Annotated in this window: 12 protein-coding genes; 8 read left to right on the forward strand and 4 right to left on the reverse strand. The window is 72.3% G+C overall.

The window, feature by feature from the left end; all coding sequences use genetic code 11:
- Positions 1 to 1,695: an MtrAB system histidine kinase MtrB gene (mtrB, locus tag BMZ92_RS28510; protein WP_091513758.1), complete on the forward strand. Its 1,695-nt coding sequence runs from the start codon at positions 1 to 3 to the stop codon at positions 1,693 to 1,695.
- On the forward strand, positions 1,692 to 3,437 hold the full coding sequence (locus tag BMZ92_RS28515; protein ID WP_091513761.1) for an LpqB family beta-propeller domain-containing protein: 1,746 nt from the start codon (positions 1,692 to 1,694) through the stop codon (positions 3,435 to 3,437). Before mtrB ends, BMZ92_RS28515 begins: the two co-directional genes overlap by 4 nt.
- Before the next feature lie 714 nt (positions 3,438 to 4,151).
- Here BMZ92_RS28515 and BMZ92_RS28520 read toward each other — a convergent pair.
- Positions 4,152 to 4,841, reverse strand: coding sequence for a ComF family protein (locus BMZ92_RS28520; protein ID WP_245783302.1), 690 nt, complete (start codon positions 4,839 to 4,841; stop codon positions 4,152 to 4,154).
- Positions 4,842 to 5,330: 489 nt separating this feature from the next.
- Here BMZ92_RS28520 and hpf point away from each other — a divergent pair, with 489 nt between their 5' ends.
- On the forward strand, positions 5,331 to 6,008 hold the full coding sequence (gene hpf, locus BMZ92_RS28525; protein ID WP_091513764.1) for a ribosome hibernation-promoting factor, HPF/YfiA family: 678 nt from the start codon (positions 5,331 to 5,333) through the stop codon (positions 6,006 to 6,008).
- Positions 6,009 to 6,178: 170 nt separating this feature from the next.
- Positions 6,179 to 9,025, forward strand: coding sequence for a preprotein translocase subunit SecA (secA, locus tag BMZ92_RS28530; RefSeq protein ID WP_091513765.1), 2,847 nt, complete (start codon positions 6,179 to 6,181; stop codon positions 9,023 to 9,025).
- 506 nt (positions 9,026 to 9,531) lie between these two features.
- Here secA and BMZ92_RS38620 read toward each other — a convergent pair.
- Complete coding sequence (locus tag BMZ92_RS38620; protein ID WP_091513768.1) at positions 9,532 to 10,161, reverse strand: Rv3235 family protein; 630 nt, start codon at positions 10,159 to 10,161, stop codon at positions 9,532 to 9,534.
- A gap of 100 nt (positions 10,162 to 10,261) precedes the next feature.
- Here BMZ92_RS38620 and BMZ92_RS28540 point away from each other — a divergent pair, with 100 nt between their 5' ends.
- Positions 10,262 to 10,645 carry an HAD-IA family hydrolase gene (locus BMZ92_RS28540; RefSeq protein WP_091513771.1) on the forward strand — a complete coding sequence of 128 codons (384 nt, stop codon included), beginning with the start codon at positions 10,262 to 10,264 and terminating at the stop codon, positions 10,643 to 10,645.
- On the opposite strand, the gene BMZ92_RS28545 is transcribed toward BMZ92_RS28540, so the two are convergent.
- Positions 10,614 to 11,381 (reverse strand): TrmH family RNA methyltransferase, encoded by a 768-nt coding sequence (locus BMZ92_RS28545; RefSeq protein WP_091513773.1) that lies wholly within the window; start codon positions 11,379 to 11,381, stop codon positions 10,614 to 10,616. The two genes, BMZ92_RS28540 and BMZ92_RS28545, sit on opposite strands and share 32 nt — an antisense overlap.
- 28 nt (positions 11,382 to 11,409) lie before the next feature.
- On the opposite strand from BMZ92_RS28545, the gene BMZ92_RS28550 reads away from it, so the two are divergent.
- From BMZ92_RS28550 to pruA, 3 genes are read left to right on the forward strand one after another with little or no spacing between them, the layout of a single operon-like run.
- Positions 11,410 to 12,807, forward strand: a complete 1,398-nt coding sequence (locus BMZ92_RS28550; protein WP_091513776.1) for a WS/DGAT/MGAT family O-acyltransferase — start codon at positions 11,410 to 11,412, stop codon at positions 12,805 to 12,807.
- Positions 12,804 to 13,295 carry a DUF6912 family protein gene (locus BMZ92_RS28555; RefSeq protein WP_091513779.1) on the forward strand — a complete coding sequence of 164 codons (492 nt, stop codon included), beginning with the start codon at positions 12,804 to 12,806 and terminating at the stop codon, positions 13,293 to 13,295. The genes BMZ92_RS28550 and BMZ92_RS28555 overlap by 4 nt, the downstream gene beginning before the upstream one ends.
- Before the next feature lie 9 nt (positions 13,296 to 13,304).
- Complete coding sequence (gene pruA / locus BMZ92_RS28560) at positions 13,305 to 14,933, forward strand: L-glutamate gamma-semialdehyde dehydrogenase (protein ID WP_091513781.1); 1,629 nt, start codon at positions 13,305 to 13,307, stop codon at positions 14,931 to 14,933.
- Here the strand turns inward: pruA and BMZ92_RS28565 are convergent.
- Positions 14,915 to 15,643 (reverse strand): alpha/beta fold hydrolase, encoded by a 729-nt coding sequence (locus tag BMZ92_RS28565; protein ID WP_091513783.1) that lies wholly within the window; start codon positions 15,641 to 15,643, stop codon positions 14,915 to 14,917. The two genes, pruA and BMZ92_RS28565, sit on opposite strands and share 19 nt — an antisense overlap.
- Positions 15,644 to 15,645: the final 2 nt, after the last annotated feature.

Here is a 15,645-nt window from a genome sequence, read left to right on the forward strand (position 1 = left end):
ATGAAGCAACAGATCCTCGCCTTCGCGTTGCGGGTGCTGCGGCTCGCCCGCCGCGCCGGGGCTTACGGCAGGAGCCGGGTCGTGGCGTTCGGCACGCTGTGGCGGCGGTCCCTGCAGTTCCGGGTCACGGCGTCCACGCTCGCGCTGTCGTCCGCGGTGGTCTTCGTGCTGGGCATGGTGCTGCAGAACCAGATCATCACGCGCCTCACGGAGACCAAGCGGCAGGCGGCGATCGCGCAGACGCTCCAGGTGGTCTCGACCGCGGAGAGCGAGCTGGTCGGCATCAGCGACCAGGACGCGCTGCCCGACCGGCTGCAGAACGTGCTGAAGAAGATCACCAGCACGTCCTCGGACGACCAGGGCTCCGGCGCGTCCGCCGCGGGTGCCTTCGAACCCGTGCTCACCGCGGGCGGCACCAGCTCGACGGACTCCGCGGGCCCGATCTGGAAGGTGCCCGATGGCCTGCAGCGGTTCGCCGAGGCCAACCAGGTGGCGTACCAGACGCACACGGTGGACGACGCCGGCACGCGCACGACCTACCTGATCGTCGGCGCGCCCGTCACGAGCACCGGCAGGCCCATCCAGCTGTACCTGCTGTTCCCGATGACCGCGGAGCAGAACACGGTGCAGACGGTGCAGAACACGCTGCTCGTCGGCGGGCTCGTGCTGCTCGTCCTGCTCGCGGGGATCAGCAACATCGTGACGCGGCAGGTCGTGCGGCCCGTGCGCTCGGCCGCGGCCGCCGCCGCCCGGTTCGCCGGCGGGGAGCTGGACGAGCGCCTGCCCGTCACGGGCGAGGACGACCTGTCCCGGCTCGCCGTGTCCTACAACGAAATGGCGGCCAGCATCCAGCACCAGATCCGCCAGCTCGAGGAGTTCGGCACGCTGCAGCGCCGGTTCACCTCCGACGTGTCGCACGAGCTGCGCACCCCGCTGACCACGGTCCGCATGGCGGCCGACGTCCTGCACGCCTCCCGGGAACAGTTCCCGGCCGGGCTGGCCCGTTCCACCGAGCTGCTCGTCGACGAGCTGGACCGGTTCGAGGCGCTGCTGGGCGACCTGCTGGAGATCAGCCGCCTCGACGCGGGTGTGGAGGAGCTGGCGGCCGAGCTGATCGACGTGGCCCCGATCGCGCGGCGCGCGGTCGAGCAGGTGCGGGCGATCGCGCGCAACGCCGGTACCGACGTCGAGCTGGAGCTGCCGGAGGGCGAGACGGCCGCCGAGATCGACGCGCGGCGCGTCGAGCGGATCCTGCGCAACCTGCTGGCGAACGCCGTCGACCACAGCGAAGGCCGTCCGGTGCGGCTCACGCTCGGCGCGAACGACACCGCCGTCGCGATCACGGTCCGCGACTACGGCGTGGGGCTGCGGCCCGGCGAGGCGGACCTGGTGTTCAACCGGTTCTGGCGCGCGGACCCGTCGCGCAACCGGCGCACCGGCGGCACGGGGCTGGGGCTCGCGATCAGCCACGAGGACGCCCGCTTGCACGGCGGCCTGCTGGAGGCGTGGGGCGCGCCGGGGCACGGCGCGTGCTTCCGGCTGACGCTGCCGCGGCGGCAGGACCAGCCGGTGGCGGAGTCGCCGCTGCCGCTGGTGCCCCCCGACGGCGAGGCCGTCAACGGGCAGGCCAGCATCGGTTCCGGCGCCGACTACAGCGTCGTCGTGCCGGAGCTGCGCAAGGAGGACGTCGGATGAGGACCTTCCGCCGCCTGCTCGCCGCGCTCGCCGGGGTGGTGCTCGTCGCGGGCTGCGCGACCGTGCCGGAGGAATCGCAGCCGGTCGCGGTGCAGCAGCAGGAACTCGGCGAGATCGCCAACCCGGACGTGCAGCAGCCCGCCCGCGACCTCGACCCGCTGACCGTGGCCCGCGACTTCGTGCGGGCCAGTGCCCAGCCCGTCAGCAACAACGCCGCCGCGCGGATGTACCTCGACGACGGGGCGGCGAAGGCGTGGCAGCCGGGCAAGGTCATGAACGTGATCGACGACCAGTTCAACACCGTGTACGCCACGGGCGTCGACCTGCCGGCCAACCCGAACGAGCGCGTCGTCGTGGTGCGGGGCACGAACCTCGGGATGCTCGGTGGGGACAGTTCGTTCATCCCGTCGAAGAGCCCGTACGAGCTGCGGTTGCTGGTGCGCAAGCAGTCCGACGGGCAGTGGCGGGTGACGAACCCGCCCGCGAACATCGTGGTGCCGTACAGCGATTTCACGGCGAACTACGTGCGCGTGCCGGTGTACTTCTTCGCGCAGGACTCGAACACGATCGTCCCGGACCTGCGGTACGTGGCGGGGAAGCCGCAGCTGGGCTTGCCGGCGCGGGTGGTTTCGCTGCTGCTGTCGGGGCCGTCGGACCAGCTGGTGGGCGCGGTGCGCACCCCGCTGCCGGAGGACGCGAACATCGAGGGCAACGTGACGGTGACGCCGGATGGGGCGCTGATGGTGCCGCTGACCGGGGTCGCCGACCAGACGCCCGAGGTCAAGAAGCTGATCGCGGCGCAGATCGTGTTGTCGTTGCAGGCGGTGACGACGAACCGCGTGCGGTTGCTGTCCGACGGGAACGCGCTGGTGGACGGCCACGAGGACTGGCTGCCGAGCGACGTGCCCTCGTACACGTCGATGGCGTCGCCGGGCGCGGACCTGCCGGGGTTGATGACGGTCAACGGCAGGATCCGGTCGCTCGCCGATGGGGCGTTGATCCAGGGGCCCGCGGGGCAGGGCGCGTACCAGGTGGTGAGCGCGGCGCAGTCGATCGACGGCAGGCAGCTGGCGATCGTTGACAACGCCGACGGGCGGCAGCAGCTGCGGATCGGCTCGTTCGGGTCGTCGGCGCAGCTGGTGAACCTGTTCGGGGGCACGCTGACCCGCCCGACGTGGCGCCCGACGGCGACGGCGGACGGGACCGCGGGCGAGGTCTGGACGGTGGTCGACGGTTCGGCGGTCGTGCGGGTGCTGCGCACGTCGGACGGCGGGTGGACCGGGCAGGCCGTGAACGCCGAGGAGGTGCTCGGCGTCGGGCCGATCAGCGTGCTGCGGCTGTCCAGGGACGGTGCGCGCGCGGCGATCGTGGTGAACGGGCAGCTGCTGGTGGCGTCGGTGGTGCGGACGCAGGATTCGGTGACGCTGCGCAGTCCGCGGATCCTGCAGACGGGCACGCTGACGGGCGTCGTGGACGTCGACTGGCTGAGCCAGGACAGCCTCGTCGCCGCGACGACGATGCCGTCGCAGCCGGTGGTCAAGGTGCCGATCGACGGGCTGCGGCTGGACACGTTCAACAGCTCCAACCTGACGCCGCCGGTGTACGCCATCACGGCGGCGCCGGGCAGACCCATCGTGGTCGCCGACGCGGGCGGCCTGTGGACGGCCTCGGACGTCGGCGAGGTCTGGCGCCCGCACCAGAGCTCCCTCGGCGCCCGCGCAGCGCCGTTCTACCCAGGCTGATCCGCGGCGCGGGGCGGCGGCCCGGTGGCGCATGACCGGGGTGGCGACGCGGGGTCGCGCTGGCCGGTGGCGGCGATCGGCCGCGGTGGCGGCGCGGGGCGTGGGGCGGTGACGGGCCGGGTTGACGGTGGCGACCGGCCCAGGTGGCGACGCCGAGCAGCCGTGGCGGCGACCCGTGGGGTGGCGACGCGGGGTCGCGTGGGGCGGTGGCGGTGATCGACTGCGGTGGCGGCGCGGTGGCACGGCGGTTCCAGGGCGCGTGGGATGGCGACCGGCCGCGATGGGTGCGCGGGATGACCTTCGGGCACAGCAAGGCAGCGGGGCGTGGCGGTGTGGCGCGGCGCGCGGGTAGCTTCGGGCGCCGCAAAGCAGCGCGATGGGGCGCGGCGCCCGGGTGGCTTCCGGGGTGGCGCGGTCGTTGGTTGCGGCGGGCTGGCCTGCCGCTCTGGGCCGTGCGCGGCCTCACCAACCGCGCCATTCCCCGCCGCTTGGGCGAGTGTTTCCGCCCCAGTCCAGTCGGCGCCCGCCACCAGGTAGCACCCGCCTCCGGCCCGCCACCTGCGCACGGCAAACCCCGCACCCGGCAGCCCCCACCCTGCACCCGAGGCAACACCCGACCCCACCCCGCCACCCGCCCCCGGCCCGGCGACCCCCACCCCGGCCCGTCATCCCCGGCAAACACCCGACCCCACCCCACCGCGGCAGCCCCACCCCTCACCCCGTCGCCGTCAGGGTGAGGACCGCCGTGACCTTCTGGCCTCCTTCCGTCAACATCCGGGCACAGGCGGCGGCCGTCGCGCCCGTGGTCAGGACGTCGTCGAGCACTACCACCCTCGTGTGGACCGGCGGCAGACCGCGCGGATCCAGCCGTAGGCGGCCCGCCAGGTTCGCCGCGCGCTGGGCGTGCGTCAGGCCCACCGCGTCCCGCGCTCCGGCCGCCAGCCGGAGTGCTGGGGCCACCGCGGCGGACGACCCCGCCTCCGCGAGCGCCGCCGCGCACGCTCTCGCCAGGCGCAGCATGTGCGGCCCGCCCCGGACGCGGGACGCGGTGCGGCGCGAGGGCGCCGGCACGAGCCACCACACGCCTTCGTCGTCCGGGCTCGCCCCCGGCAGGTGCGGCAACGCCGCGGCGAGCACCCGGCCCAGCGGCGCCGCCAGGTCACGCCGCCCCCGCTCCTTGTACGACAGCACGAGCCGCCGCGGGATGTCCTCGTACCGGGCCAGCGCGTAGCAGCCCACCCCACCCGTCGGCCCGCGCGCCACCCGCTCCGGCCTGCCGAAACCGGCCAGGCAACGCGCGCAGCACGCGGCTCCCGGTGCACCGCAGCCCGCGCACGTCGCGGGCAGCACCAGCTCGAGTACTCGTTCCCCCAGTCCCACGCCCAGCAGTCTGCCCGTGCCCACCGACAGTTTCCGGTCCTCCGCCGATCACTCACAAAGGTGCATCTCCGGGAACGGTCCGGGCCCGTGGGCCGTTGTCCGGGTATGAGGCAGCTCGGCGAAGACCCGCCTCCGGCGCAAGCGACCACCCGGGTGGCGTGCGGCGCCCCCCGCGCGGTCACGCTCGGCCCTCGACGTGCGGAAACCCTTGTCCGTCAAGGTGAAACGCACATCCCCGCACTGCTCCGTCCGAGCTGCGCGACGGCCCGCCCCGCCGGGCCGCGGCCGCGCAGCGTGACGGTTTCCCATCCACCGGCATCCCCCGGCCCGGGGGGTTTTGTGATGCGCGTTACCGGGCTAACGTGCACCGCTATAGCCATTCGGCGGCAGGGAGGTGAACAACCGATGACCCTGGTGCCGACGAAGACCTAAATCCCCGTGCAGGGCAAGGCGTCGGCGCCCTCGTCAATTCCGAAAGAGCAGCGGACTCAGCAGGAGTTAGGGAGGTCGTGTATGGACATCGTCGTTAAAGGTCGCAACGTGGAGGTGCCGGACCACTACCGGGAGCACGTGAGCGCCAAGCTCGCGCGACTGGAGCGGTACGACAAGAAGGTCTTCCGTTACGACGTGGAGCTCTTCCACGAGCCCAACCGCAGGCAGGCGAAGAACTGCCAGCGGGTGGAGATCACCGGCAAGGGCAAGGGCCCCGTCGTCCGCGCCGAGGCGTGCGCCGGCGACTTCTACGCCGCCCTCGACGCCGCCGTGAACAAGCTCGAGAACCGGCTGCGCCGCATGGCCGACCGCCGCCGGGTGCACTACGGGCGCCGCTGCCCGGAGTCCGTCGCCGAGGCGACCGCCCCCATCTCCGCCGGCCCCGCCGACGTGCGCCGGCCCGCTTCGGGCACCGCCGTGCTCGAGGCCCCCGCCCCCGTCGAGACCGTCGAGCTCGACGCCGAGGCGCTCGAACTGCCCCTGCAGCGCTGGGAAGCCGACGCGGTCGACGACCACCAGCCCGGCCGGATCGTGCGCGAAAAGCAGCACTCCGCCGAACCGATGACCCTGGACCAGGCCCTCTACCAGATGGAGCTGGTCGGGCACGACTTCTACCTCTTCAACGACGCCGACGCCGGCACCCCGAGCGTCGTGTACCGCAGGAAGGGCTTCGACTACGGCGTGATCAGACTCCGCTGAGAAACCTGCCCCGGAAGGGCCCGCGCACACCCGTGCGTGGGCCCTTCCGCTACTTAGGTCGCGGCGTGCGTGCACGTCGGGGCCCACCTTCCCTACGATGGAGGAGGCGCACACCTCCGCCCGGGAACAGGCCTGGGCGCATTTCCACAACAGCTAGTGAGGTCGACCGGATGGTTCTCAACCGCCTGCTGCGCGCGGGCGAGGGCAAGATGCTCAAGCGGCTGCGCAACATCGCCGACCACATCAACTCCCTCGAAGACGAGGTTAAGGACCTCACCGACGCCGAGCTGCGGGCGAAGACCGACGAGTTCCGCAAACGGAACGAGGACGGCGAGTCGCTCGACGAGCTGCTCCCGGAGGCGTTCGCGGTCGCCCGCGAGGCGGCGTGGCGGGTGCTCGGCCAGCGGCACTTCGACGTCCAGCTCATGGGTGGTGCCGCGCTGCACCTCGGGCAGGTCGCCGAGATGCGCACCGGTGAGGGCAAGACGCTGACGTCGGTGCTGCCCGCGTACCTCAACGCGATCTCGGGCAAGGGCGTCCACCTGGTCACCACCAACGACTACCTGGCGAAACGCGACGCCGAGTGGATGGGCCGCGTGCACCGCTTCCTCGGCCTGACCGTGGGCGCGATCCTCGCCGAGCTGCCGCCGGACCAGCGCCGCGAGGCGTACAACGCCGACATCACGTACGGCACGAACAACGAGTTCGGCTTCGACTACCTGCGCGACAACATGGCGTGGACGCTCGACGACTGCGTCCAGCGCGGGCACAACTTCGCCATCGTCGACGAGGTGGACTCGATCCTCATCGACGAGGCCCGCACCCCGCTGATCATCTCCGGCCCCGCGGAGCAGTCGGCGCGCTGGTACGTCGAGTTCGCGCGCATGGCGCCGCTGATGAAGAAGGACGTGCACTACGAGGTCGACGAGCGCAAGCGCACCGTCGGCGTCACCGAGAAGGGTGTCGCGTTCGTCGAGGACCAGCTGGGCATCGACAACCTGTACGAGGCCGCGAACACGCCGCTGGTCGGCTACCTGAACAACGCGCTGAAGGCCAAGGAGCTGTACAAGCGCGACAAGGACTACATCGTCCGCAACGGCGAAGTGATCATCGTCGACGAGTTCACCGGCCGCATCCTGGCGGGCCGCCGCTACAACGAGGGCATGCACCAGGCGATCGAGGCCAAGGAAGGCGTCGAGATCAAGGCCGAGAACCAGACGCTGGCCACGATCACGCTGCAGAACTACTTCCGGCTCTACGACAAGCTGTCGGGCATGACCGGTACCGCCGAGACCGAGGCGGCCGAGTTCCACCAGACCTACAAGCTCGGTGTGGTGCCGATCCCGACGAACCGGCCGATGATCCGCAAGGACCAGACGGACCTGATCTACAAGAGCGAGCCCGCGAAGTTCGAGGCGGTCGCGGACGACATCGCCGAGCGGCACGAGAAGGGCCAGCCGGTACTGGTCGGCACGACGAGCGTCGAGAAGTCCGAGTACCTGTCGAAGCTGCTGGTCAAGCGCGGGGTGCCGCACGAGGTGCTGAACGCGAAGTACCACGAGCGCGAGGCGCTGATCGTGGCGCGCGCCGGGCGCAAGGGCGCGGTCACGGTCGCCACCAACATGGCAGGCCGTGGTACCGACATCGTGCTGGGCGGCAACCCGGACATCATCGCCGACGAGCGGCTGCGTGAGCGCGGTCTGGACCCGGTCGAGCACTCCGAGGCCTACGAGACCGCGTGGCCGAAGGTCCTCGAAGAGGTCAAGGCCGAGGTGAAGGCGGAGGCCGAGGAGGTCCGCGAGGCCGGCGGCCTGTACGTGCTGGGCACCGAGCGGCACGAGTCCCGCCGCATCGACAACCAGCTGCGCGGTCGTGCCGGCCGCCAGGGTGACCCGGGCGAGTCGCGGTTCTACCTGTCGCTGGGCGACGACCTGATGCGGCGGTTCAACGCGGTCATGGTCGAGCGCGTCATGACCACCATGCGGCTGCCGGACGACCAGCCGATCGACCACAAGATGGTGTCGCGGGCGATCAAGAGCGCGCAGACGCAGGTCGAGCAGCAGAACATGGAGATCCGCAAGAACGTCCTCAAGTACGACGAGGTCATGAACGAGCAGCGCAAGGTGATCTACGCCGAGCGCCGCCGCGTGCTGGAGGGCGAGGACCTCTCCGAGCAGATGCACCACATGCTCAACGACGTCGTGACCGCGTACGTGCAGGGCGCCACCGCCGACGGCTACGCCGAGGACTGGGACCACGAGCAGCTGTGGACGGCGCTGCGCCAGCTGTACCCGGTGTCGGTGACCTGGGAGGAGCTGACCGAGGAGGACGAGGACCTCACCTCGGAGTACCTGCTCGAGCGGCTGTTGGAGGACGCGCAGGAGGCGTACGCGCGGCGCGAGGCCGAGATCGACGCGAAGGTCGGCGAGGGCGCGATGCGGCAGCTGGAGCGGCAGGTGCTGCTGTCGGTGCTGGACCGCAAGTGGCGTGAGCACCTCTATGAGATGGACTACCTCAAGGAGGGCATCGGCATGCGGGCGCTCGCGCAGCGGGACCCGCTGATCGAGTACCAGCGCGAGGGCTACGACATGTTCAACGCCATGCTGGACTCGCTGAAGGAGGAGGCGGTCGGCTTCCTGTTCAACCTGCAGGTCGAGCAGGCCGAGCCGCCGCAGCCGGCGGCCCAGCCCGCCGCGGCGGCCGTGCCGGCGTCCGGTGCGGGGCGCCACGCGCAGCCGACGCCGCCGCAGCCCCCGGTGGAGCCGCAGCCCGAGCCGGTGCCGACGGCGCTGCGGGGCAAGGGCCTCGGCAGCGACGGCAGCCAGCAGGGCGGCCTGACGTTCTCCGGCCCCGCGGAACAGGGCGGCGTGCAGCGCCGCGGTGCGGCGCCGAAGCCGTCGTCCGGCGGCGCCGCGGCGGCCGGCGGAGGCGCGGCGGCCGGCGGAGGCGGCACCCGGCGCGAGCGCCGAGCCGCCGCCCGCGCGGACGCGAAGCGGAGCAAGAAGGGCAACCGCTGAGGTCTGTTGCCTCGGTGCGCTGAGGGGCCCTCCCCGGGTGGGGAGGGCCCCTTTGTCGTTGGGGTGGGGTGGTTGGTGGGGGTTGGGCCGGGCCTAGTGTGGCGGGGCTCGTCGGCCGTGGACGCCCGGCGGGGCGTGCCGGGAGGCCGGGGCTGCGGGGCCGGGCCTGCGGGGCCGGGCCTGCGGGCTGGGTTCAGTCGACAGCAGGCTGCGGTCCCGCAAACGACCGGCGTGAGCGGTCCATCCAGCGATCTCGCTGGGGCAACCGCCGATCCGGCTGCGGAAACGGCTGCTCGGGGCGCCGCCGAGCCACCGCTGCGGCGGGCCCCTCACGTCCACCCCGGTGGCCGGTGCGCCCGGTCCAGCCCCGCGTGCTGCGGCGCCCAGGCCCGGCCCTCGCCGCGCTGCAAGCCCGCTTCAGCCCCGCCCCTGCTGGGGCACCGGGCCCCCACCCCAGCCCCACCGGCCGTCCGGCGGGAGCCGCGCCCCCACCGGACGGCCCGAACTCACCGATGTTCCCCCGATCGGGGGGAACGGCCGGGGCGGAGGATGTCGAAGAAGGTGCAGCGCCAGCCGACCTCCGTGAAGTCAAAGCGGGCTGTCACGGCGTACGTCCTGGTCGCCGTTGTTGCGGTCGCTGTCGCTTCCCACGTCGTCGGGGTCACTGGGCACGCCCGGACCCGCTGCACGGTGAACCTGACGCTCGGCACCGGCGGGCGCAGGCCGAGTTGTGCGTACAGCTGAGCGCTCACCACGCCCTGCACGTGGCTCAGCGCCCGCCGCCCCGTCCGCACCTCCAGCACCGCGTTCAGCACCGACCGCATCTGTGCGGCCGACAGCACCGCACCGGCACCCGGCGACGCCCCGCTGTCGCCTCCAGCGCCAGCCACGGCACCGTCCGCACCGCCAGCCACGGCGCCGTCCGCACCGCCAGCCACGGCGCCGTCCGCACCGCCAGCCACGGCGCCGTCCGCACCGCCCGCCACGGCGCCGTCCGCGGGCACCGCAGGAGCGCCGGTCCGCGCCTCCGGGATCCGCGCCGCCCCCAGCTCCAGCCGCAACTGGCCGCCGACCTCGGCGAACCGGTGCAGGTCGCGCAAAGGTTCGTACTGTTTGAGCGGAATGATCGTCCGCATCGTCCCCCCAGGATGTGTGGCAACTTCCACCCTTAAGGAGGGCCGCGGGGATCCGATCCGGTCAGGATGGACCCGACTCAGTGACGACTATCGTCGGATCATGCTGAGCGGATTGGTCGTCGACTACGCGGGCGTGCTCACCGATCCCGACGCCGCCGACCTCTTCACGACCATCGACCGGCTGCGCGAACGCGGCGTGCGGACCGCGCTGCTGTCGAACGCTGCGGGCGGCGGGACCGCGAAGGCACGCCTCGGTCGCTGGTTCGACGCGCTCGTGTTCTCCGGCGAGGTCGGCCACGCCAAACCCAGCCCGCAGGTCTACCTGCTCACCGCCGACCGCCTCGGCCTGCCCGCCACCGCCTGCGTCTTCGTCGACGACTCGCGCCGCAACGTCGACGGGGCCGTCGAGGCGGGCATGGTCGGCGTGCACCACACGTCCGTGCCCGCCACGCTCACCGAGCTGGCCGCGCTGTTCCCCGCCTGACCAGGTCGAAGCACAGCACCGCCGCCGCGGCGGACACGTTCAGCGACTCCACGTCGCCCGGCATCGGGATCGTGAGCCAGCCCGTCAGCAGCTCCGCGACGTCGTCCGAAACCCCGCCGGTCTCGCCGCCCAGCACGAACGCCGCACGCGACGGCAGCTCCGCCTCGAACAGCGGCTCACCGCCGGTGGCGCCGAGCCCGTACAGCCGGTACCCCGCGTCCGACAGCATCCCCGCCGCCTCGGCCGCCGTCGCGCAGCGCAGCACCGGCGCGCGGAACGCGACGCCCGCGGAAGCCTTCACCACCAGCGGGTCCAGCGACGCCACCCCGCGCCGCGGCACCACCACGCCGTCGATCCCGGCGGCCGTCGCGGTCCGGAGGATCATCCCGACGTTCGCCGGGGTCGTGATGCCGTCCAGCAGCAGGACCCGCGGCGGCAGCGGCGCGTTGGCCAGCGCCGTCGCCAGCGGGCGCATCCGCGGCGCGACGACGTCCGCCAGTACGCCCTGGTCCTGCTTGCCGTTGCCCGCCAGCACCTTCACGCGGTGCGCGCTCGCCCGCTGCACCGGCACCCCCGCCCTGCGCGCGGCCTGCACGATCTCCGGCGCACGGGCGTTGTCCGCGAGGATGATCTTGTCGACCCGCAGCTCCGGGTCGTCGAGCGCCTCCAGCACCGGCTTGCGGCCGTACACGGTCAGGAAGCGGTCCTTAGGGGACACAGTGTTGGTTTCGCGCACCAGACAAGGCTAGTGACAGGATCGGCTCATGCCCGACCGGCTTTCCGCGCTCGACGCGTCGTTCCTCTACCTCGAGGACGCCACCACGCCGATGCACGTCGGTGGCGTGGCGGTGTTCGAGCGCCCGCGCGAGGGCTTCGACTTCGAGCAGCTGCTGTGCCTGGTCACGCAGCGCCTGGGTTACCTGCCGCGGTACCGGCAGCGCGTGCTGAACGTGCCCGGCCACCTCGCCAGGCCGGTGTGGGCAGACGACCCGGACTTCGACCTGAACTACCACGTCCGCCGGTCCGCGCTGCCCGCCCCCGGCCGCGAGGAGCAGCTGTTCGACCTGGTCGCGCGGCTGATGGCCCGCCCGATGGACTCCGAACGCCCGCTGTGGGAGGCGTACTTCGTCGAGGGCCTGGCCGGTGACCGCGTCGCGCTCGTCACCAAGACGCACCAGGCCGTCGTGGACGGGATGGGCTCGGTGGAGCTGGGACAGCTGATCCTCGACGCCACGCCCCAGCCCTGCGAGCCGTACGAGGACACGTGGGTGCCGCGCCGGATGCCGTCGGCCGCGCAACTCGTGCTCGACGCCCTCAGCGAAACCGTGCGGCAGCCGGGTGAGCTGGTCGAGAACGTGCGGGCCTTCGTCGGGGACGCCGCCGCCACCGCGGGCAAGGTCGCCGACGCCGTCGGCGGTGTCGTGCGCGCGCTCGCCCGGCCGGCGCCCTCGGGGCCGCTGAACACGCACGTCAGCGGCGGCCGCGTGTTCGCCGTCGTCCGCACCAAGCTCAGCGACTACCGCGCGGTCCGCGCCCTGCACGGCGGCACGGTCAACGACATCGTGCTCGCGGCGCTCACCGGTGCCCTGCGTGAGTGGCTGCTGTCGCGCGGTGAGACCGTGCAGGCCGAGACGGTGTTGCGAGCGCTGGTGCCGATGGCCGTGCTCGAACCCGGCACGGTGGAGTTCTCCCCGGCCGGGCTGGTGAACAACCAGGTCGAGGCGCACCTGGTGGACCTCCCGGTCGGCGAGCCGGACCCGGTGCTGCGGCTGCAGCACATCAGCCACGCCATGCGCCGCTACACCGACTCCGGCCGCTCGGTCGCGGCGCGTGCCATGCTGAAGGTGGGCGGGTTCGCGCCGGCGACGATGCACTCGCTGGCGGCGCGGGCCGCCGGGTCCTTCTCCGGCCGCATCTTCAACCTGGTGATCACCAACTCGCCGGGGCCGCAGCAGCCGCTGTACGCGGGGCAGGCGAGGATGACGGAGATGTACCCGGTGATCCCGCTGGCGCGCAACCAGGCGCTGGCCATCGGGGTCACGTCCTACGCCGGAAACGTCTACTTCGGCCTGAACGGCGACCGCAAGGCCGTGTCCGACGTGGGGAACCTGGCCGCGATGGTCGAGGATTCGCTGGACGAACTGAAGGGGACGCACTGGTGAGGGTCTATCTGCCCGGGACGATCGGGATGCTGCGCAGGCTCGTGGCCGAGGGCAAGCTGCAGCCGCTCGGCGGCACCGGGTTCGCGCTCACCCCGGCGCTGCGCGAGTCCTACGTGAGCGGCGACACCGAGGAGCTGGAGTACGCGGCCCTGCTCGACGCCGCCCGCGCCTCGCTGCGGCTGATCGGGGATGACGAGAAGGAAGTGGCGCGCCGGGTCGTGATCTCGGTGGACGTGGACAACGCGACCCCGCGCCCGGATCTGGACGCCGCCGTGGTGAAGCTGTCCGGGCCGATCGTGCTGGACGACGTCGCCGCGGTGCACGTGGACACCGAGGAGGCGGAGGACGCCGTCCGCGCCGCCGCCGCGGTCATCGACGCCGCCGACCTCGGCGACCTGGACGCGGAGTTCGCGCTGGGCGAGGCCGAGGACCACGAACTGGCCTGGTACGCGCCCCAGGAGCTGCCGTTCTTGTTGGAACTGCTTTAGCGTGGAGGCATGGACGCCGTCACGAACGTGCCCCAGCCGTCGAACGAACCCGTCCTGACCTACGCCCCCGGCACGCCCGAGCGCGACTCGCTCCAGCGGCGGCTGGCGGAGCTGGCGGCTGAGAAACACGAGCTGCCCCAGACCATCGGCGGCCGGCGGCGGCTCGCGGGCGGGGAGGCGTTCGACGTCGTCGAGCCGCACGACCACGGGCACGTCCTGGGGGTGTCCGCGCAGGCGACGCCGGAGGACGTGGCGGACGCGGTCGAGGCCGCGAAGCTCGCCGCGCCCGGCTGGCGCGAGCTGCCCTTCGACGAGCGCGCCGCGATCTTCCTGCGGGCGGCCGACCTCATCGCGGGCCCCTACCGGGACACGCTCAACGCCGCGACGATGCTGGGGCAGTCGAAGTCGGTGCAGCAGGCCGAGATCGACGCCGCGTGCGAGCTGATCGACTTCCTGCGCTTCAACGCGCACTACGCCCGGCGCATCCTCGCCGAGCAGCCGAACTCGGTGCCGGGCAGCTGGAACCGGATGGACTACCGGCCGCTGGACGGGTTCGTCGTCGCGATCACCCCGTTCAACTTCACCGCGATCGCGGGCAACCTGCCCACCGCGCCCGCGCTCATGGGCAACACGGTGGTGTGGAAGCCGACGCCGACGCAGCAGCTCGCCGCGCACTACACGATGCAGGTGTTCGAGGAGGCCGGGCTGCCGCCGGGGGTGGTCAACCTGGTGACCGGCGACGGCCGCGCGGTCAGCGAGGTCGCGCTCGCCGATCCCGGGTTCGCCGGGCTGCACTTCACGGGGTCCACCGCGACGTTCAAGCTGTTGTGGCGGCGCATCGCGGAGAACCTCGACACCTACCGCAGCTACCCGCGCATCGTCGGCGAGACCGGCGGCAAGGACTTCGTCGTCGCGCATGCGTCGGCGAACCGCGAGAAGCTGCTCACCGCGCTCGTGCGCGGCGCTTTCGAGTACCAGGGCCAGAAGTGCTCCGCCGCGTCCCGGGCGTACGTGCCGCGATCGTTGTGGGACAACGGTTTCCGTGACGAGCTGGCGGACCTGACGTGCACCGTCGAGTACGGCGACGTCAAGGACTTCTCGTTGTTCGGGGGTGCCGTGATCGACGCGCGGGCGTTCGCGAAGCACCGCAAGCTGCTGTCCGAAGTGGACAGTGATCCGGCGATGCACGTGCTCGTGGGCGGGCACTGCGACGACTCGGTCGGCTACTTCGTCGAACCCACGGTCCTCGTCGCGGAGGACCCGGCGCACGAGGTGTTCTCCACCGAGTACTTCGGCCCGATACTCGCCGTCCACGTGTACGAGGACGGCGAGTACCAGCGCATCCTGGAGCAGGCGGACACGGTTTCGCAGTACGCGCTGACCGGCGCGGTGTTCGCCGACGACCGCGTCGCGATCCAGCAGGCGCACGAGGCGCTGCGGTTCACGGCGGGCAACTTCTACGTCAACGACAAGCCCACCGGGTCGGTGGTCGGGCAGCAGCCGTTCGGCGGTTCGCGGGGTTCGGGCACGAACGACAAGGCCGGCTCGATGTTCAACCTGCTCCGCTGGACGAGCCCGCGCTCGATCAAGGAGACGTTCGACGCGCCCGTCGGCATCCGCTACCCGCACATGGGCTGAGCCTCGTCGAGGATCGCGGCCAGCTCACCGGGCCGGTCGAGCATCGGCCAGTGGGAGCCGGGCAGGTCGCGGTGCGTCCAGCCGCCCTCGCGCATGTGCTGGAAGGCGGGCACGCTGTCGGCCATCGCGTGCACCTGCTCGACCGTGAAGCTGCACAGGACGTGCAGCCTCGGGACCTTTTCCCAGTCCCCGCCGAGCCGGACCGGCGTGGTGGCCGTGGCCCACGGCTGAGGGGCGGATTGCCGCTCCAGCTCCTCGACGGGCAGGCCGGGCGCGACCTCCCGCCACGCGGGCGGGGGCAGCCGCCAGCCGTCGCCCTCGGTGCGGACCAGTTCGGCGTCGTGGGCCTGCTGGTCCGGCGGGGCGAACTCGGCCTGGGACATGCCGTCGGGCAGCGGGCCGGTGTCGACGAACACCAGCTTGCCGATCCGATCCGGCAGCCGGTCCGCGACGGCGGGGATCACCGCCGCGCCTGCGTAGCTGTGGCCGACCAGCACCACGTCGTGCAGGTCCTCGTACCGGATCAGCTCCAGGACGTCGGTGATGTGCGTCTCGAGGTCGGTGTCCGGGCGCGCGAGGTGGGCGCGTTCGCCGAGACCGGTCAGGCTGAGCGGGTGGACGTCGTGGCCGCGACCACGCAGGTCGGCGGTGACGGAACGCCAGGCGCGGGCGCCGAGCCAGAAGCCGGGAACGAGCACGTAAGTAGCCATAC

It is taken from the genome of Amycolatopsis sacchari, from assembly GCF_900114035.1.
GTDB lineage: Bacteria > Actinomycetota > Actinomycetes > Mycobacteriales > Pseudonocardiaceae > Amycolatopsis_E > Amycolatopsis_E sacchari.